The sequence below is a fragment of the Mycobacterium sp. BK086 genome, assembly GCA_004362315.1.
In the GTDB taxonomy this organism is placed as follows: Bacteria; Actinomycetota; Actinomycetes; order Mycobacteriales; family Mycobacteriaceae; genus Mycobacterium.
Genome location: SNWL01000003.1, coordinates 1357087 through 1373106 on the forward strand (window position 1 = coordinate 1357087; position 16020 = coordinate 1373106).

The 16020-nt window shown below is 64.5% G+C and carries 29 protein-coding genes; all 29 read right to left on the reverse strand.

Annotated elements, in window-relative coordinates; all coding sequences use genetic code 11:
* Positions 1–356: 356 nt before the first annotated feature.
* The 29 genes from EV580_RS06640 to EV580_RS06765 all read right to left on the reverse strand — a co-directional run bounded on the left by EV580_RS06640 (position 357) and on the right by EV580_RS06765 (position 15988).
* A complete protein-coding gene (locus EV580_RS06640; protein ID WP_133690266.1) occupies positions 357–623 on the reverse strand; it encodes a DUF7213 family protein in 267 nt (88 codons plus the stop codon).
* A 117-nt stretch (positions 624–740) separates the two neighbouring features.
* Entirely contained in the window at positions 741–1991 is a 1251-nt protein-coding gene (locus tag EV580_RS06645) for a helix-turn-helix transcriptional regulator (protein WP_133690267.1), read from the reverse strand.
* 8 nt (positions 1992–1999) lie between these two features.
* Complete coding sequence (locus tag EV580_RS34185) at positions 2000–2323, reverse strand: hypothetical protein (RefSeq protein WP_286171472.1); 324 nt, start codon at positions 2321–2323, stop codon at positions 2000–2002.
* Between the two features lie 385 nt (positions 2324–2708).
* Positions 2709–3332: a hypothetical protein gene (locus EV580_RS33650; protein WP_166654538.1), complete on the reverse strand. Its 624-nt coding sequence runs from the start codon at positions 3330–3332 to the stop codon at positions 2709–2711.
* A complete protein-coding gene (locus EV580_RS06660; RefSeq protein ID WP_133690268.1) occupies positions 3329–3661 on the reverse strand; it encodes a hypothetical protein in 333 nt (110 codons plus the stop codon). Before EV580_RS06660 ends, EV580_RS33650 begins: the two co-directional genes overlap by 4 nt.
* 58 nt (positions 3662–3719) lie before the next feature.
* Positions 3720–3902 carry a hypothetical protein gene (locus tag EV580_RS06665; protein ID WP_133690269.1) on the reverse strand — a complete coding sequence of 61 codons (183 nt, stop codon included), beginning with the start codon at positions 3900–3902 and terminating at the stop codon, positions 3720–3722.
* 1 nt (position 3903) lies between these two features.
* Positions 3904–4173, reverse strand: coding sequence for an ASCH/PUA domain-containing protein (locus EV580_RS34475; RefSeq protein WP_133690270.1), 270 nt, complete (start codon positions 4171–4173; stop codon positions 3904–3906).
* 411 nt (positions 4174–4584) lie between these two features.
* Positions 4585–4926 carry a hypothetical protein gene (locus EV580_RS06675; protein ID WP_133690271.1) on the reverse strand — a complete coding sequence of 114 codons (342 nt, stop codon included), beginning with the start codon at positions 4924–4926 and terminating at the stop codon, positions 4585–4587.
* The gene (locus EV580_RS06680) at positions 4923–5270 is read right to left on the reverse strand and encodes a hypothetical protein (protein ID WP_133690272.1); all 348 of its coding nucleotides are present in this window, start codon (positions 5268–5270) and stop codon (positions 4923–4925) included. Before EV580_RS06680 ends, EV580_RS06675 begins: the two co-directional genes overlap by 4 nt.
* A gap of 243 nt (positions 5271–5513) precedes the next feature.
* Entirely contained in the window at positions 5514–5711 is a 198-nt protein-coding gene (locus tag EV580_RS06685) for a hypothetical protein (RefSeq protein ID WP_133690273.1), read from the reverse strand.
* Positions 5708–6151, reverse strand: a complete 444-nt coding sequence (locus EV580_RS06690) for a ParB N-terminal domain-containing protein (RefSeq protein WP_133690274.1) — start codon at positions 6149–6151, stop codon at positions 5708–5710. Before EV580_RS06690 ends, EV580_RS06685 begins: the two co-directional genes overlap by 4 nt.
* Positions 6148–6477, reverse strand: coding sequence for a WhiB family transcriptional regulator (locus EV580_RS06695; protein WP_286171473.1), 330 nt, complete (start codon positions 6475–6477; stop codon positions 6148–6150). The genes EV580_RS06690 and EV580_RS06695 overlap by 4 nt, the downstream gene beginning before the upstream one ends.
* A 342-nt stretch (positions 6478–6819) precedes the next feature.
* Positions 6820–7218, reverse strand: coding sequence for a hypothetical protein (locus tag EV580_RS06700; RefSeq protein ID WP_208114569.1), 399 nt, complete (start codon positions 7216–7218; stop codon positions 6820–6822).
* Positions 7219–7231: 13 nt separating this feature from the next.
* On the reverse strand, positions 7232–7372 hold the full coding sequence (locus EV580_RS33655; protein WP_166654596.1) for a hypothetical protein: 141 nt from the start codon (positions 7370–7372) through the stop codon (positions 7232–7234).
* On the reverse strand, positions 7365–8216 hold the full coding sequence (locus EV580_RS34190; RefSeq protein ID WP_286171474.1) for a hypothetical protein: 852 nt from the start codon (positions 8214–8216) through the stop codon (positions 7365–7367). The genes EV580_RS33655 and EV580_RS34190 overlap by 8 nt, the downstream gene beginning before the upstream one ends.
* The gene (locus EV580_RS06710) at positions 8213–8503 is read right to left on the reverse strand and encodes a hypothetical protein (protein WP_133690276.1); all 291 of its coding nucleotides are present in this window, start codon (positions 8501–8503) and stop codon (positions 8213–8215) included. The genes EV580_RS34190 and EV580_RS06710 overlap by 4 nt, the downstream gene beginning before the upstream one ends.
* Positions 8503–9762 (reverse strand): AAA family ATPase, encoded by a 1260-nt coding sequence (locus tag EV580_RS06715; RefSeq protein ID WP_133690277.1) that lies wholly within the window; start codon positions 9760–9762, stop codon positions 8503–8505. The genes EV580_RS06710 and EV580_RS06715 overlap by 1 nt, the downstream gene beginning before the upstream one ends.
* Positions 9759–10268 carry an antitoxin Xre/MbcA/ParS toxin-binding domain-containing protein gene (locus EV580_RS06720; RefSeq protein ID WP_133690278.1) on the reverse strand — a complete coding sequence of 170 codons (510 nt, stop codon included), beginning with the start codon at positions 10266–10268 and terminating at the stop codon, positions 9759–9761. The genes EV580_RS06715 and EV580_RS06720 overlap by 4 nt, the downstream gene beginning before the upstream one ends.
* Positions 10268–10609, reverse strand: a complete 342-nt coding sequence (locus EV580_RS06725) for a hypothetical protein (protein WP_133690279.1) — start codon at positions 10607–10609, stop codon at positions 10268–10270. The genes EV580_RS06720 and EV580_RS06725 overlap by 1 nt, the downstream gene beginning before the upstream one ends.
* On the reverse strand, positions 10606–11238 hold the full coding sequence (locus EV580_RS06730; RefSeq protein ID WP_353619818.1) for a beta clamp domain-containing protein: 633 nt from the start codon (positions 11236–11238) through the stop codon (positions 10606–10608). The genes EV580_RS06725 and EV580_RS06730 overlap by 4 nt, the downstream gene beginning before the upstream one ends.
* A gap of 134 nt (positions 11239–11372) precedes the next feature.
* On the reverse strand, positions 11373–12530 hold the full coding sequence (locus EV580_RS06735; RefSeq protein ID WP_133690281.1) for a DNA-methyltransferase: 1158 nt from the start codon (positions 12528–12530) through the stop codon (positions 11373–11375).
* Complete coding sequence (locus EV580_RS06740) at positions 12527–12730, reverse strand: hypothetical protein (RefSeq protein ID WP_133690282.1); 204 nt, start codon at positions 12728–12730, stop codon at positions 12527–12529. Before EV580_RS06740 ends, EV580_RS06735 begins: the two co-directional genes overlap by 4 nt.
* A complete protein-coding gene (locus tag EV580_RS33660) occupies positions 12730–12894 on the reverse strand; it encodes a hypothetical protein (protein ID WP_166654598.1) in 165 nt (54 codons plus the stop codon). Before EV580_RS33660 ends, EV580_RS06740 begins: the two co-directional genes overlap by 1 nt.
* Positions 12891–13700, reverse strand: a complete 810-nt coding sequence (locus tag EV580_RS06745; RefSeq protein ID WP_286171475.1) for a DUF6551 family protein — start codon at positions 13698–13700, stop codon at positions 12891–12893. Before EV580_RS06745 ends, EV580_RS33660 begins: the two co-directional genes overlap by 4 nt.
* The gene (locus EV580_RS06750; protein WP_133690283.1) at positions 13697–14461 is read right to left on the reverse strand and encodes a DUF2637 domain-containing protein; all 765 of its coding nucleotides are present in this window, start codon (positions 14459–14461) and stop codon (positions 13697–13699) included. Before EV580_RS06750 ends, EV580_RS06745 begins: the two co-directional genes overlap by 4 nt.
* Complete coding sequence (locus tag EV580_RS06755; RefSeq protein ID WP_133690284.1) at positions 14458–14811, reverse strand: HNH endonuclease; 354 nt, start codon at positions 14809–14811, stop codon at positions 14458–14460. Before EV580_RS06755 ends, EV580_RS06750 begins: the two co-directional genes overlap by 4 nt.
* Positions 14808–15407, reverse strand: a complete 600-nt coding sequence (locus EV580_RS06760; RefSeq protein WP_133690285.1) for a hypothetical protein — start codon at positions 15405–15407, stop codon at positions 14808–14810. The genes EV580_RS06755 and EV580_RS06760 overlap by 4 nt, the downstream gene beginning before the upstream one ends.
* 51 nt (positions 15408–15458) lie before the next feature.
* Positions 15459–15581, reverse strand: coding sequence for a hypothetical protein (locus EV580_RS34195; RefSeq protein WP_286171476.1), 123 nt, complete (start codon positions 15579–15581; stop codon positions 15459–15461).
* Positions 15581–15988 carry a DUF8820 family protein gene (locus tag EV580_RS06765; RefSeq protein WP_133690286.1) on the reverse strand — a complete coding sequence of 136 codons (408 nt, stop codon included), beginning with the start codon at positions 15986–15988 and terminating at the stop codon, positions 15581–15583. Before EV580_RS06765 ends, EV580_RS34195 begins: the two co-directional genes overlap by 1 nt.
* Positions 15989–16020 lie beyond the last annotated feature (32 nt).

Sequence of the window (16020 nt, forward strand, 5' to 3'; positions counted from 1 at the left end):
GGCTCAGGCAGTCCGCGGTCAGCGGTCAGCGCCTTGAGGTCGTTGCAAGCACGGCACGCTGCTCGTGCGTTGTGCTCGTCGAGCGCCAGGCTCGGACGCCGGGACGCTGGCTTCTCTTTGTCGACCACCGTCGCGTGCCCGGTGCACACACCGACGTATCGGATCTGGCACTGGCGACCATCGCGATCGAGGATAAAGGTGCGGAACTGCTGCCACTCCCAGCTCGACGTCGCCTTGCTCGACGCTGTCCGTTCACCCTGCCAAGCGACCGTATGCGTTGGGCAGTAACGACGGTTGACGATCAGCTCTCGGCACGTTCCCTTACCGCCAGGACAGCGGCGTGGCGCTCGTGGCACCTAGCGCCTGAGGTGTGCCAGTGCCTGGCTGAGCAGGCCGTCGGTGACGTAGACGGGTTGTGAACCGTCCTTGGGGAAGTGACTGGTGATGCCGCATCGGTCACCGTCAGAGTCGATGTACATCGACCCAACAACCAGGACGTAGTCCGTTGGTATCGCCGGTGGATCACCCGGGTTATCGGTGTCGCGCTCCAGCAGCCGGAACAGCTCCGTCGCTGCCTCATCTAGCTTGCTGTAGGCCTTACGCCAATGCTCGTCCTGGCTCATCGCAGCCTCCCGCAAAACGAAACGGACCAGGCCCTGATTTTGGGCATGGTCCGTCGACGTCAACATTGTTGCACGCAACATCGCAGGTTGTCACGCAATTCGTGCCGTGTCGGTGTGTCACTGGTCGCCCGACGCTTGTGCGGCCCTGCGGTCGTTGTCCAGCCTGCGGGCGGTCGTGGAGCGCGTGCTGGTGTTGGCTTTGGCGTACTCGTAGACCTCGCTCGCCAGGTACAGGCTGGAGCCGTCATCAGCGGTGATGGGCTTGCTGATGTGGCCGCGGAAGGCCCAGGACCGCACCGTGGCCGGCGCGACGCCGACGAGCGCGGCTATGTCCTTGTCGGACATGAACTCCCCCGGAGCGGGTGTGTTCTGGGCGGCCAGGATGGTGGCTGCGAATTCTGCAGCGGTCACATCAGGGCAGTCCAGTGCCAGGGATATCTGCCACTCCCGCTGCGCCAGCAGCCACTCAGCTAGCTCGGCGCGCGCCTTCGTCTTGGCCAGCTCTTTTTCGAGCTTTTCGCGTTCCATCTCGTCCTTCCGAACCCAGATCAGGGTTAGATTCCGGTACTGCTCGTAGGGCCAGTCCAATTTGCAGTTCGCGCAGTTGATCTGGTCGATCTCTTTGTGGCCTGGTTGCTTCTCGTGACGGCGGGTCAGCGACCGGCTGGCGTTGCAGCGTGGGCACGGGAGCGACAGCCATTCCTTGTCGCCAGGGCTGGTGAGGGCCAGCAGTTTCCGGGCACGGCGGCGCAGCACAGTGAGGTGCTGGGCGATCTGCAGGCCTGTGTAGTCGTCCACGACGGTGTTCGGGATGTACACCGTGCCGAACTCAGACTGGTACTCAACAGATTCGCCAGGGAAATCGGTCTCAGCGGCCCCCAACCACACCGACACCTCGCAGTCCCCAAGACTGAGCAACGTGTCCACGTGCGGGCCAATCAGGGCCGTGCACGCCACCAGTGTGCGGATCTGCTCGGTGTCGCTGTTGTTCGTCGGCTTAGGCGCTGACGCGTTCAGTGTGTCGGCAACCGCGGCGGCGGCGCCCACCATCCACTCGACAATCGACACCTTCAACGCATCGACATCGGTGTTGACGTTGATCGGCGCCGACGGTGACCCTGACACCTTCTGGCTGATCCGCCGGCCGCTATCGCCGATGGCCACATGCAGCGACAGCCACGTCTCAACCATGTCGTCGATAGCCCGCTCGAACGCGTACAAGCAGGCCTCACACACAGAGCTGGGCTCCGACGTCAACGCTGGCTGATGCTGGCCGTCGGCGAACACCCGGCCGCGGCAGTCCTCACCAGACAGGCAGCGGTGGATCTCGCTGTCCGGGCGGGCGTCGCTCGTCGACTTCTCAAACACGCTGCCCCCTAATCCGATTCCGAGGTGCTTAGGCTGGCCGCGACGTTCTCCACCTCGGCGTGATTGTGTTTGTGGCACGGTCTGATTGGGTTGCGATAGCAGAGCGTCCAGTGGCGGTCCCGCCAACTCCACGTCCAAACCCGCAACAGGTCGGCGCCGCGGCGCTCCTGGGCCTCAAGATCGCGATGCGGCTCACGCCGGATGTGTGCGCGCGCCGCATACCGGGCGGTCCGGTCGCTGCGGTAAACCCCCAAGATCGTCAACGACTCCTCGTAATCCTGGACCGGGTCGACCAGCACCCACGCCCGATGGCTGTGCTCGGTAGCAGTCACGCTTTTGTTCGTCCTCTCGTGCTGATAACGGGTTCATATGTCAGGTTGACGGCTGCTCGCTGGTTTGCCGACCGATAGGCGGGTCGTACTCGTTTTGCCCGCAGTGTCCGCACGTTCGACTCTGGCCCTGATATCGCTCCCCAACGTCGATTGGCTCCCATTCGCCCCACTGATGGCCGAGCGTGGCGCAGGCCGATTGCTCGACGCATCGGGCGCACATCAAAAACCCTGTCGCCGGTCACCACCCAGTCGCTGTTGTGCAGCTCTTGCTCCAGGGCTTCACGGGTCTCGAAGTGGACTGCCCCGCCGTCGTCGTCGTAGCCGCCGAATGGCTCGTTGCATTCGTCGTCGTCGCAGCGGGCCTCAAAGCAGCTTGTCTGCTTGATCACTGGCTCAACCGAGCCTTGCCCGCGTGGACCATCTCAGCAAGGTTCTCCCAGACCGCAGCCCAATCCCCGTCCCCGTCTTCACCGATCAGGTGGTGGAGGCCGGTAATGTCCAGGACGTCCTGGTTCTGGCGGCGGATTATCTTGCCGCACTCCTCGCCCCCCCGCTTCAGTTGCTCGACTTCAGCTTTGAGTCGTTCGATGACACCCGTTGCCGACTCATCACGTCGGCGGAATTCCGCTATCAGCTGCTCCTGGCGCTCGACTTCGCTCAGCAGCTCGGGTACGAGAGTCCTGGCTGCTGCGATGAACTCGGCGTTACGCTCACTCGTCGGACCATCACCGGTGACCGCCGGCACGATATACGCGTACTTGGGATCCGGGCTCTCCGCGATGAGCACGTGGAGCTGCTCGCCACCGACCAGGGTCCCCGCCATGAACTGGGCGTGGGTCTCTGTGTCATCGTGAGGTGCCGTCCGGCGCTCCCACGGCGCGGGCGTGATGCCTTCCAATGCTGCCTTGGTTCGGTCGACGAGCGTGGCACGCCAGCACCACCAGCACTCCCGGTCGAATCCCTCAGCGTGTCCACCGATGTAGCTGCACTCGGCTGTCGTTCCGGTCATTCTTGATCACCTCTCAGTGCGCGGATGGCCCGGCGGACCCTCTCAGCGGCGTTGTCGTCGTTATCCATCAGGTGGGCATGGTGGCGCGGTCCGATCCACTCCCGAACGAACGCGTCGAAGGCGCCCACCGCCTCCTCGACGGGGTCCGTTAGGAATTCGATCGCCGAGAGGTCGGCGTTCGATGCGTGGAAGATCTCGCCGCGCTCGCACATCTCCTGGAACCGTTGGTTGGCCGCCTTGCCCGCTTCGGACTGGTCCCACTCGGCCAACTTCACAGGGTCAATCCCCATGTCCTGCAACGACCGAGCTATCTGATCGTCAGATGTCATGCTCTATTTTTTCCTTTGCTGGATGTGGTCGGATTCAGCCGATAACCGGGGCGGGCGGTCATTCGTCGCGGTCGTACTTCGACTCGTCGCAGTCATCGCCGGGATGCGCCGGGCAGTCCGGCTTTCCGATGATTCGCTCGTCGGGATATGCGGGATGCCACAGGCAGATGCACTTCACATATTCGCAGTGGACGGCCTGGATCATCGAGGCGAGGGCATCGACTCTCGGCGTTGCGCTCATGTCAGCTGTCCGGGTTCCGGCCGCGCCAACGCGGTGACAGGGACATCGCCACGTAGCCCGGTTCAAGCCCGAACTGGCCACCGGGCACCAAATGGGTCACGCACCGTAGGCACGACCGTCCCGAGTAACCGGACTCTGGGCTCCACTCGGCAAGTCTCAGCAGATCGCCGACCTTGAACCCTCGGTCGTCCTTACGGAGTTCGACCGTCTTTACCTTCGACTGGATCGCTTCGAACATGTCCGGCCACGTCTTGAGATCGTGAATTGTCACATCATTCTCCTAGTTTGCTGTCTGTGCCGATAAACCTGCGAATCGTTGGATCAGCCGTTAGTAGTACGAGGATTCGGGGTCGGGCCTATCTGACGCCTTCAGTGCAGCCGCAGCATTCCGCAGCAACGTAGCTACAGCCGCTTTGAGATTGCTGCCGCCCAGATCAAATCCGTTGTCCAAGTTCGACGCTGCGCGCTCGAACATTGTGGCGTCAGAGTCGCATGGGCCCTTGAATGCCACAGTGGGGATGGTCACGGGAAGCTGTCGGTGACCATCGGGGACCGGGCAATGTTCGAGAATCAGCTCGGTGCCGACATGACGCCAATGCCGGCCATCGTGATAAACACAGCCCTTACACACTGGGCAATGCCGTCCCGCGCTCGCCGCGGTCTCGTCGTTAGGCTTCACGACTCACCCCTCACCTGCGCGGATGGCCCGGCGGACTCTCTCAGCGGCGTTATCGTCGCTGTCCATCAGATGGGCGTGGTGACCCAGCGCCTCAAGCTGGCCGTCCGAGATGCCCAGCGCGACAGGGATGTTCTCGTGATTCGCCCACGAATCCCGCTCGACCCCGTTGTCAAGGGCCTGCGAGAACAGGCACTCCCTCAGATCCAGACCGGACTCGAAACACTCACGTGAGTGCAGGATGTAGATCTTCTGATCCGCCGTCACCATCCGGCCAAGATGGAACGTCGGATGCCGATCAACACCCACAATCTGCTCAATGTCCCCAGCCGGAACGAGATCCGTCATTGCGGGCCCCGGCGCGCCAGCTCGACGTCGAGAGCCGCGGCGATCAACGCGCCAGCCTTCGCCAAGCTCTCCACCGCGTCATCAGAGGGGCTGAAGGTCGATGCGTCCCACGGCCACCACGCGTCCGGGCCCTCACGGTCCCCCAGGTCCTCGCCCGCGGCCTCCGCGATCCGATCCTGCGCCTGCGCGGCGTAGGCGAACGCAGCCCGGATCAGCTCGTCGGGGCCATGCTCGGCATCGTGGTCGGGGGTATAACCCGTCACGATCTGGCGGGCCCGCTCGGCAGCGATCCAGCGCAGCCCCTCGGCGTTGACCTCGATGGTGTGACCCTGCAACTCAGGCATTGGATTTTCCCTTTCCGATATAACGAACAAGGCACGGAGAGTGCCTCGTCGAGGTGATCTTCACGAGCCCCAAACCCGCACGGAACTCCTCGGTTTCGAACGTGCACTTCACCCCAATCACGGCCCCACAGCCTTTCGCCACCGGCGGTGGACACGGGAACTTCAACGCACCCGTCTCCACGTACGGATCAGACGCATCGAGGCTCTGAGCGCGGCCCACGATCTCCTCATACGGCTCCGTCGTCACGCGCACTCCCCGCGGTGATGGGTGAAGCACTCCCGGCACAGCGGCGGATCACCGCGGCGCACGCTCTTGGCGCACTCCCGGTGCATCAGCTCCTCATCGACGTACTCGACGTCATCACCCGGGCGGATCCGGCCGTCGCCGTAGTTGCAGCTGTCAGCGGCGCAGTCGCCGGCATAGCGGGCCTCGAAGCTCATGCCGTGTGCTCCCGTCTCGGCTCACCGCAGTGCGTCGCGTCGGTGCCGTCGCGGCGGTAGGTGCACTCGTCGTCATCGGGATGTCCAGCAACAGGCAGGAAGTCGTGGCTGAGGATCGGGCCACCCTGCGGAATAACCCGGGTCGGGACATCGATGCCGAGCGCCAGGGCGACCGCCAAACGGTGGTGACCATCCCACAGTTCGCCGTCGTTCCCGACGATGATCGGCTCCTGGATACCGTCAGCGATCACCGCAGCCATCAGGACCAGCATCGAAAACTGGTCGTGCTCCCACAGATTCGCCAGCACGGGCGGCCAGGCTCCACCACTCGCCGGCTCGACGAGCTGCATCACCGCCGCCGCAGGCGTGGACTCGACAGGCACGTGGTCAAAGCACCGCCAGATAGCGTTGTAATCCGGGTCGAGCTGCCAGTCGCTCACGCTGCACCCCCGCGCAGCTTGCGCTTCATCCGGCGGCGCTCACGCTCCGACATGCCGCCCCACACCCCGAACCGCTCATCATGAGCCAGCGCGTACTCCAGGCAGTCATCACGCACGACACACCGCAGACAGATCCGCTTCGCCTCCCTGGTGCTACCACCGGGTATCGGGAAGAACGCTTCCGGATCCGTCTCGCTGCACAACGCATCCCGAACCCACGGCTCCTCAACGACGTTGATCTCCAACCCCGACGCCACCAACGCCTGACCGCGCAGCACCGTCGGGAATGCCTTGGCGTGGCCCATCGTTCCGCGATCCTCAGGCATGGCGCACCTCGTCTCCGCGCGCGCGGTCAGTGGGTTGCGGAGAAGTCCCCGATTTGCGTAACCCGGTAGTCAGGTTGCGGTAGAGGTTTTTGGTCCGTCTTGCACGCAGTGCATGACGGGTTCTGTTCTTGGGTAACTGTTCTACGGTGTTGCACGTACGGGGGTGCAAGGTGAGTTGCACGCTGGCCGTGCAAGATTCGAGGGTCTGATGTTGCACAAAAAAACGTGCAACATCGCGGCGGCCATCATGCACGGGAAGCGTGCAAGATCCGGTCAGCCATGTTGCACGGGAAGCGTGCAAGATTGGCGTGTTGATGTTGCACGCCTGCGGTGCAAGAAAATTCACTCCGCACCCCCCGAATTCGAATCCAGAACGATCGGCTGCGAATACGTCAACAACTCCTCAGGCTCAAACTTCCGACCACCCGCACACACCACGTACTGATGCCGACGCTCCACCAACGCCCCATCCCGGAAGTAATGCCGCTTGATCAGCCGGCCGTCCTTCTCCGCAGCCACCAGAGCCCTACGTGCCCGCTCCCGGTTCGAACCCCACCCGAGCTGCCTGGAGATCTCCGAAGCCGACGTCTCCCACACCCGGTTGTGCGGGTGCACACCCCACGACAGCAGATACGCCATCACCACAAACCCATCCGAGCCCAGCGCCTTATCGTGGGCGCCCGCCCTGATCAGGTCATGGCACAACACGGTGAACCGCTGACGCGGCGAATCACCAATCACGTGAATCGGATTCCTACGCCCCATCAGCCACCACCAGGGTCGGGCAGTTGTCCTTATGGCCCTGCGTCTCGACGTGGCAGCCGCAATCCGGGCAGCGCCCCATGCCCACGAGCACCGCTCGTGGGTAGGGAAGCCACATCGGAGAGTCAGACATGGGCAGGATCACCCTCCAGCTTTGCTAAGGCCGCCCGCATCCCAGTAATGGCGTTCTCCAGTGCGTCCAGCTGATTCCGCACCGGCCAGCCCGTCTGGGACGTCAATCGCCGCGCCGCGGCCTTCGCGGATGTGACCTCGTCGAGCACCGCGCGGATCTGCTCGATCTCACCCAACGTCGTGTGGTTGATGAAGCCGGGCCGCTGGTCGTCCCACACGATGTTGTGGCCCAGCGCCTTCTGCAAAGCCTGTAGCCGCTCGCGAGTGGCGCCCAGTACCCGACCGTCACTCTCGGCCTGGGCGAGCTCGACCTTCATCCGAAGTTGAACGCGATCCTCTACCTCTGCCGTGGCCGCTTGGCGCGCCTGCTCTTTGGCATCGGCGATGGCCTGAGCCCGTAGGGTGTCCCAGCGCGCCATCACCGACCGCACGGCATCCCACGACGGTGTATGGCCCTCCGGTTTACGCGTGGCCTTGACGAGTGCCCGCATCCGGGTCTTCGACGGGCCGGGCACCAACAGCCCCCACCCCGCGGGAAGTTCCCCGTCGTGCACGATCGCCGGATCAGAAACCACCAGCCACCACTCGTGGCACTGATCGGCCCAGCGATCAGCCTTCCCCGGCTTATTCAACTCCGAAAGCCAGTCAGAGCGACTGACTTTCAGCTCATGCCCCACTAACAGGCGACCGCTGGCCGACGTGAAGCCCACGTAAATCGCGTCGCACCCGCCTCCGGCGCACCCATTCCAGCCCACCTCAGGCAGGAACACGCCACCCGGCAGATCAATCCCAGGCTTGATGTAGTGGCGCTGAAGTAGCGCCCGGAGGTCCAAGGTGGCGCTCACCGAGCAGCCAACTTCTCGATCGCCGAGACCAACGTCTCAGCCACCTCGACGAGCCGATTACCGTCAGCAGGGCTCAGCTCGTCATTCGGGTCGACAGCCTCGATGATTAGCTGGACCATCACCGCGAACGCCCGGGCCGTGAGCGCGGGCATACCGACGTTGTCGGACAGCAGTTCCTGGTAGACCTCGATCAACTTGCCGAGACGCTCGGCGGCTTCCGCCCGGTACTGATCGGTCTCCGCCACCCACGCCGGTGACGGTGTCTTGAAAAGCGGGTTAGGTGTCATCACGCCACCCCCTGCTGGGCGCGCAGCGCGGCGAGCGCTGCCGATGGCTCCTCGTGGCGTTTGCAGGCCTCTGTGACCGCTGCTGGCGAGACGCCGGTGATATCCGGGTCGGCGGACACCGGGCGGCCGTACCATTGTCTGGCCTCCTGAACGCACTCGACGGAATCGCAACTCCCCATGGGCTGTTCACGGTCCTGACTTCCAACGCGGCGCATGTGATCGACGAGGCAGTGACCCGGGCTGGACGTATCGATGTCGTCGAGCATTTCGACAACGCCGACAGCCGCCAGGTGGCGCGCCTCATGGCCCGCTAAGGTGACGCCGCCGTCCTCGTCGTCGCGCTGCGTGGCGGCATGGAACACGTCGACGTCCTCCATCAGCAGCATCGAGCGTGGGCTGATCCGGTTGATCACGGCCAGCAGGTCGCAGTCCTTGCGGACATCACCGAGCGGCAGATACCAGATGTCCAAGCCGAAATGGGAGGCGATCGCCCGGGCCACCGACGTCTTACCCGTCCCGGGTGGGCCCTCATAGAGGTGGCCGCGATGCCACGGGATGCAGCGACGGGTGTACTCGTCCTCTTTGTCGAGGAAGGTCCCGACGTCGGCGACCAGGCGCTCCAGCTGCCCCGGCGGCAGAATCACACTGTCGAGGTCCCGGACAGGCAGATCATCCAGCCGCTGCCAATCCCCCCACTGATTGAGCATCCGGAACACAGGTGTGCGTTTCGACTCATGGCTACGCCGCGCCACCTGGCTGATCTCACCGAGCAACGCCTGCTGTGCCGCCAACGAGCTGGCGGTGAACTCGATCTCCGCTGGCTTCCAAAGCCGTTCGCTCTTCCCCGAGGTCTCCCCCGTGTACACCACAACCCGGATCCTGTGACCCGCGATCGTGACGACCTGCTCACGAGAGCCGTCATAACGCAGCCGCAGCCGCGGTGGAGTCTTGACCGGGCTGTCAGACGCCGGCATGTGGTTGTCGCTGCGCTTCGCCGTCCACGCCACCAACGCGTGATGCCGCTGCGGCGGCAACAACCCCAACACCCACTCATGCAACTCGTCGTAAATCTCATCCGTCGCCGACACCTTCACCGTGTACGTGGTGCGCTCACGAACCTTGTCGCGCAACGCCTTCGCCGCCGGCCACGCCAACTGACCAGCCGCCAACGTCATCGCGGTCCTGGGCGCGCGGTGCAGCAGGGTGGAGATCAGATCCGAGGCGTTGGACGGCGCTGCGGGCTTGACGGTTTCGGTCACGCGAAGTTCCCTTCGGCCAGGAAGTCGACGAGGGCCAAGACGCGGTCGACGTCGCCCGACCGGATCAGATCGGCTGGTGACTTGCCTTCCAGCATCCGGTTTTCCGCGTCGAGCCAGATCTTCACGCCGTCCGGCTGGTAGATCTCCAGCGCGGCTTTGAAGACCCGTTGACGTTGGGTCGCATAGAGCTGCTCCGCGCATTCGGTGCGCCACCTATCCCAGCTCGGGTCCGTCAGCTTGTGGTTGATCCACTCGTCGGCATCGAGTGTCGGTTCGAAGGGCTCCCGCTCGGTAGCGCAGCGGTCGCAGAGCTGGGTGCCCGCCGTCAAATGGTCATAGCAGAAGAACAGGCCGCAGCCCCGGTCACCGCCGTAGACGTCGTTGCCACACACGTAGGCCAGGCCGCGGTTGATCTCGGCGCCGCAGTCGGGGTGATCACACTGAGCCGGGACCCCGTACCCGACATCCCGATTCCAGTTGCTGTCGTAGCCGACCGACCAGCCCATCAGGCAGCGTCCTTGACCGGTCCGAACAGGCTGAAGCCCCGGGGCTGGTCGGCGACACACTGGGCATTCAGACCCTCGATCCAGATATCCCGGTCGATGCCCGTCGGGTGGAACTTGCTGTCCGGACGGTCAAGCCACGCCTCCCTCACTGCGGGATCGGTGGCCCACCGCAGCGCCTCAGCGTGGCTCGGGAAGTCGCCCGCGCACGCGTCCTGCTCGTGACAAGCCCAGGCCCGGGACGGCCGAAGAACCCGCCACAGAGCGCCCACCTTGAAGACGGCCCACGTGTTGCGGGTAACGAACGGGCACTCCCGGTCCTGCTCCGCGACATGACGACTCACGAGACCTTCTTTCGGGCGCGGGGGGCAGCCTTTGCTGGCGCCTTCTTCGCGGGTACGGCCTTCTTTGCGGTCTCAGCGGCCGGCGGCGTTGGCCTCTCCAGCCAGTCCCGCGTCCAGCTGACATTGGTGTCGCCGCTGAACCGGACCGGCATTACGACACCGACGAACTGATCGCCGATAGACACCAGTGCGCCCTTGTTCGGACTGGAGAGCTTGATTGCCATCTGGCGTGCGTTCTTGACCTTCGCGAACCGGGCGATCAGTTTCGGATCGAAACCGATGACCTGGACTGATCCCTCGATATCGGCTGCACGTTCCTCAACGATCTTGCGCCACTCAGGAAAAGTGTGCTCCTCCAGCTGCTTTGGGAGCGTCAGTGATTCACCGGTGGCGAACTCGAACGTCACCTGTGTCTCCCTGTTCACGACGGTCGCATAGAGCATTGATGCCCTGCACGCCTTCGCAACAGCCGCAACCAGCTTGGCCTGGTTGAGTGTCAACGACACCGAGAACTCGGCGCCACTCGCACCCTCCAGGTAATGGGCGGCCGCGGATCCCAGAACGAAGCGGTCCGTCGCGACGGCGATAATCCTGGTGCTAGTCGACTCCAGGTGGATCGCGTTGATCATCGGCAGCGTGGTGTCGCGGCTGGCGAAAAGCGCAGCATCTTCCACGATTCGGATCAGGTCCCCGATGAGAAGACGTCCACCCTGAAGACCTGCCCGTCTACTAGCGATGGCCTTTCGTCTCGGCGCGCGGCTAGTCACAATGCGTCCACCTCTCCGAAATCCAATGCCGCATCACGCAACCGCTTCGGGTGACGCAGCGACAAATCCAGATACTCGCTGTTGATATCGATGCCGATGTATCGGCGGCCGCTGCGTTGTGCGGCCAAACCTGTTGTGCCTGAACCGCTGAACGGGTCGAGGACTGTTCCGCCCGGCTTACAGCCAGCCACGACGCAATGCTGAGCCAGCGCCAACGGCATCACAGCGAAATGCGCTGCGGTGAACGGCTGAGTCGGAACCACCCACACGTCGCCCGGATTGCGGCCCCGCGTCAACGACTCCTCTGTAGGGTCTGGCCGTTCGCGGTGCTGGCGGGCAGACTGGCCGGGAACATCGGCCTCTTTCGTCTCGCGGTTGAACGACAGCGACGCTGGCACAGCCCGATCCGCGCGCCACGGTGTGGCGATGCTGTTCTCCTTGTTGGTTGCCCCGGAACGCGCGGTGCGCGAGGGCGTCCGGTCGCCGCTGTATTCGACTCGTACAGCGTCGAGATCAAACCCGTAGCGGGGCTGCTTGGAGAACAGGAAGACATTCTCGTAGCGACCAGACAGACGGTCGGTGATGCTCTCAGGCATCGCGTTCGGCTTGTGCCACACGATCGCGTTGCGCAGAATCCAGCCGTCATCCTGGAGGGCGAGTGCGACCCGCCACGGGATGCCCATCAGATTCTTCGCGGGAGGGGTTCCTGGGCGGATCGATCCCAGATGAGTGCCGGAGCGGTAGGCACCGCCGCGACGGCGGGCGGCGTTCATGTCGTCGCGATCGTCGTCGTGGCCCTGGTTGCCCCAGCTTCCGGCGTAGCTGTCGCCGAGGTTGATCCAGAGCGTGCCGTCATCGGCCAGGACGCGGCGCAGCTCGGTGAAGAGCAGACGAAGGTGCCCGACATAGGCGATTGGATCTGGCTCCAAGCCAAGGCAGCACGTCATTGCGGGAACGGCCACCGGCGGGGCGCCGAACACCGGCGAATACCGCAGGTCGGGCCAACTCGTTGGTTCCACACCGTAGTCGCGGAGCCCGAAGTATGGCGGCGAAGTGACGATGGAATCCACCGCGCCGTCTGGCAGTTTGGCGCCAACATCGAGCGCGTCGCCGTGGTAAAGGGTGACCTGGCCGTCGTCGAAGAACGGTTTCATGGCAGCCTTCCCACCGCTCGGAGGACCGCGGCGGCGGCCTGGACGAGATCGAGGTGCAACTGGTCGCCCTCATCAGCGGCGTCCGAATAGGCGCGGCGGTAGGCCTGCACCGGGGTCCACAGATCAGTCCCGTTGCCCTCTTCGCCCGCAAGGCTCTTCAACAGCTGTTCGGCAGCCTTCACCGGTGACATCGGCTTCATCACGCCACCTCGCGGATCTCGCGGTGATGGACGGCGCAGACATCGTCATAGTCGGCCAGGCCGGGGATCCACAGATCGTCGTAGTCGTCAGACCACGGGCACACGCACGGCCGCATCTCGCAATCGCCGCAGCACGCACCGATGAGCCAAGTCAGCGGCTTCACGCGGCCGATTCCCGACGCTTACCGGTGAACGTGTTGTTGGACACCAGAATTCGACGGCCCGGTGTCTTGTTGTACAGCGTCATCACCGCGATCGCCGTGCGCACCGGGCCCGAGCCGGCGGTGATCTCCCGCAGCTGGTGGGCGTTCGACTTCAGCTGTCGCGGATTCACCGACAGCATCACGTCGCCGAGACGCTTCAGATCGATCGGATCGTGCAGGTACCACAACACCAGAGCCACACCGTGAATCACCGCGGCGTCCAAACCATCCCGACGACCACCCCACACCTCGACGATCAGGTTTAGGGTCTGCGCCAACAGATCCAGGCCGCCGAGCTTGACGACCTTCTCCAGCGTGGACACACACGAGATCCGGTAATCACACGGCGACATGTCGACCTCGAGCCCGAGACGAGTGACGACCCGCTCGATGTCGGTCACCGCGGTGTCCCCCGACACCCTGCGTGCCTTCCAGTGATCCCAGGTGCCGGTCTGCTTGCGGTTGCGGTTCAGCTTGTCGAACAACTCCGCTTCGTCGGTGACCGAAAGCCCCTCGTGCACATTGACGACCAACTGGGGGGGGTCCACCAGAAAGCCCGCTGCCGCCCACCGGTGCTGCCCATCCACCACCGCGTAGCGGGGGCTTATCCCATCACCGCGGTCAGAAACCTCGATGATGCCGGCCAACCTGCGGTCCCACGTGCCGGCCATCTTCCGGGCGCGCGCGACGTCCAGGATCCGTTGATAGGTGGGGTCGGCGAAGATCTCATCGACCCGCAGCGTCGTCACGTACATGTTGCCGCTCACGACTCACCTCCGAGGATTCGTTTGACGGTGGTGAAGCCGACGCCGAGTTCGCGGGCGATAGTGCTCGGCGCGGTGCCCTGGCTGTTGGCGTAGAGGACGCGGGCGACCTTGACGCGGTCGATGTTGATGCCGACCACCTCAATGACGTGTTCGGCCGCGGGGAGGAACTTGGCTTCGTCGGTGGTGATCTCGTCATCGAGTCGGGCGACCAGCTCGGCGACTGATACGCGCGCTGCGGTGCGCTCGTCAGCGCCGGCCGACGCGGCGGCGTGAACCTCGGTGTGCACCTGGACGCTGACGGGCGCGCCGGGGTGCGCATCGCTGAGCATGGGCTCCACGTGGCGTTGTGCACTGCTGAGCGCCAGCAGGGACAGGGTGCTCCCGGCGATGCCCAGATCGATGGCTAGGGGCCACAGCCAGGCGATTTGTGTGCTCCAGCCGCCCCACCGGATCGCGAGATCCCGCAGCGCACTGAACGACAGGATGAACGCGGCCAGCGCCAGCGCGGCGGTAGTGCACAGCGCTGCGTAGTACGGAGCGCCGCCGATTCGGGCCTGCACGAGGACGTGCACGCCGTGTGTGGCGAACAGCATGACGATCGGGAGGGTGATCGCCATCGACGCTGCGATAGCGGGTGATCCGGCGTGCGGGGTGAGAAGTGCGTGGCCCACGTTGCCGGCCACCGAGGCGGCGGTGGCCGCGATCAGCCACACCCAGAAGAACCGTGTCGCTGCCGTGCGGGCAGCCTGAATGTCGGTCATGCTGCCGCCTGCGGGATGATCTCGCCGTCATCGGTGAGCTTCACCAACACCCGGACACCCTGGGTGATGTCGAAGCGCCACACCTCGACGTCGGCCGGCTCGATGACCTTGCCCTTGACGGTGTAGCCCATCTCCGCGGCCCAGTCCGGGTTCGCGGTGATCTTCCCGTGACACCCTGTCGTGCCGGATCCGCACGCCAACATCAGGTTCGACAGCACATCCAGGCCGCCCTGCGACTGATTCCGGCGATGATGGGCGTTCGTCGCGTGAGGGGCGCCGCAGATCTCGCAGCACTCCTGGGCGCGCTCACGCAGGTCGGCGCGCACCCGTTTCGGGATCTGCTTGCTCACTCGATACCGGCCAGCTGCTTGAGGAACGCCACCGCGTCAGCCGCCACAGCCTTCCTGGTGGCCTCGTCGGTATCGTCGGCCAGGACTTCCTCACCGAGGCCCAGAACGCGGGCCGTGGCGCCGAGGACGGCCAGCGACGTCGCGGCGGCGGCCATCGCCGGATCCTGGGGAACGTAGTTCTGGCCGCGCCAGTTCAGCACCGTGCCGTCGGCCTGAGCGAAACAGGCCGGACCGATCTCGATGATGTCGCCCAGGTGGTTCGGGTACGCCGAGCGGATCAGCTGATCACCGTGCTCGGCGCGCCGCAGGTACACCATGGTGGAGATGCCGAACTGCTGGCCGATGTTCGCCAAGGCGTCGGCCTCGTTGAAGTAGCGTTCGCCGTGGCTGAGGATCTCGTGGTTGCCGGCGTTCTCGGCATGCCAGCGGAACGGCTGAAAGTCGTTGAGGTAGTGGGCGTAAGCCTCGTCGCCCTCATCCTCGGTGAGCGCATTCCGTTCATCGAACTCCGCGCGCGTCACCGGCTGGTCCTCGATCAAGTCGACGTACACGACAGCGTGGTCGTCGTCTTTGGCGTCGTCCAGGGTGGTGTCCATGTCCATGTGTCTCTTTCTGTGTCAGGTGATTACGAACGGTCCACGACCAGCTCAGCGCCGCTTCTGAAGACGAGCCCGCGCCCAGACGATGCCGACAGCGATCGGGAAGGCCGCGAGACCCGCCACGATCGCTTCAGCGACGACGACCGCAACGAAATGCAGGGTGTCGGGCATCAGTCGGCGACCATCCGCTGCTGCTCGGCCTGCTCGCGCTGCCGGCGGATCTCGTAATCACCGGGGGCAATGCCCATGTAGCCGTGCTCCGGATGCGCCAGGTAGGCCTCAGAGCCCTCAGGGACGGACAGGGTGGCCACCCGAAGGTCCCGCGTCGAGGCGGGCTGCACATCGCAGTACACCGGCCCGTCAGCGGCATAGATGGCATGGGTGTTGCCACCCGATTCGCCGCGCACCACCGGCGTGCCCGCAGCCGGGACCGCGGTCTGCGCCCTCACCGCGGCGGGCCGCACCAGCACGTCACCCTGACGCTGCATCCCTGACTTCACCGGGATATCCAGATCGAAGTCCTGATCGGTGACCACATGCACACCGGTGGCCTCGATCAGCTGAGTCGTTGTTGCCATATCGATTCTCTCCCTTACTGTTTTCGACCCGG

Excerpts from the sequence above, each read along its gene's own strand:
- EV580_RS06750 (WP_133690283.1), bottom strand. The coding sequence starts at position 14,461 with ATGACCGACATTCAGGCTGCCCGCACGGCAGCGACACGGTTCTTCTGG.
- EV580_RS33655 (WP_166654596.1), bottom strand. The coding sequence starts at position 7,372 with ATGTCTGACTCTCCGATGTGGCTTCCCTACCCACGAGCGGTGCTCGTG.
- EV580_RS06735 (WP_133690281.1), bottom strand. The coding sequence starts at position 12,530 with ATGAAACCGTTCTTCGACGACGGCCAGGTCACCCTTTACCACGGCGAC.
- EV580_RS06765 (WP_133690286.1), bottom strand. The coding sequence starts at position 15,988 with ATGGCAACAACGACTCAGCTGATCGAGGCCACCGGTGTGCATGTGGTC.
- EV580_RS33650 (WP_166654538.1), bottom strand. The coding sequence starts at position 3,332 with ATGACCGGAACGACAGCCGAGTGCAGCTACATCGGTGGACACGCTGAG.
- EV580_RS06665 (WP_133690269.1), bottom strand. The coding sequence starts at position 3,902 with ATGAGCGCAACGCCGAGAGTCGATGCCCTCGCCTCGATGATCCAGGCC.
- EV580_RS06760 (WP_133690285.1), bottom strand. The coding sequence starts at position 15,407 with ATGGACACCACCCTGGACGACGCCAAAGACGACGACCACGCTGTCGTG.
- EV580_RS34195 (WP_286171476.1), bottom strand. The coding sequence starts at position 15,581 with ATGCCCGACACCCTGCATTTCGTTGCGGTCGTCGTCGCTGAAGCGATC.
- EV580_RS06660 (WP_133690268.1), bottom strand. The coding sequence starts at position 3,661 with ATGACATCTGACGATCAGATAGCTCGGTCGTTGCAGGACATGGGGATT.
- EV580_RS06720 (WP_133690278.1), bottom strand. The coding sequence starts at position 10,268 with ATGGGCTGGTCGGTCGGCTACGACAGCAACTGGAATCGGGATGTCGGG.
- EV580_RS06740 (WP_133690282.1), bottom strand. The coding sequence starts at position 12,730 with ATGAAGCCGATGTCACCGGTGAAGGCTGCCGAACAGCTGTTGAAGAGC.
- EV580_RS06695 (WP_286171473.1), bottom strand. The coding sequence starts at position 6,477 with ATGCCTGAGGATCGCGGAACGATGGGCCACGCCAAGGCATTCCCGACG.
- EV580_RS06710 (WP_133690276.1), bottom strand. The coding sequence starts at position 8,503 with ATGACACCTAACCCGCTTTTCAAGACACCGTCACCGGCGTGGGTGGCG.
- EV580_RS06680 (WP_133690272.1), bottom strand. The coding sequence starts at position 5,270 with ATGCCTGAGTTGCAGGGTCACACCATCGAGGTCAACGCCGAGGGGCTG.
- EV580_RS06675 (WP_133690271.1), bottom strand. The coding sequence starts at position 4,926 with ATGACGGATCTCGTTCCGGCTGGGGACATTGAGCAGATTGTGGGTGTT.
- EV580_RS06730 (WP_353619818.1), bottom strand. The coding sequence starts at position 11,238 with ATGATCAACGCGATCCACCTGGAGTCGACTAGCACCAGGATTATCGCC.
- EV580_RS06685 (WP_133690273.1), bottom strand. The coding sequence starts at position 5,711 with ATGAGCTTCGAGGCCCGCTATGCCGGCGACTGCGCCGCTGACAGCTGC.
- EV580_RS06640 (WP_133690266.1), bottom strand. The coding sequence starts at position 623 with ATGAGCCAGGACGAGCATTGGCGTAAGGCCTACAGCAAGCTAGATGAG.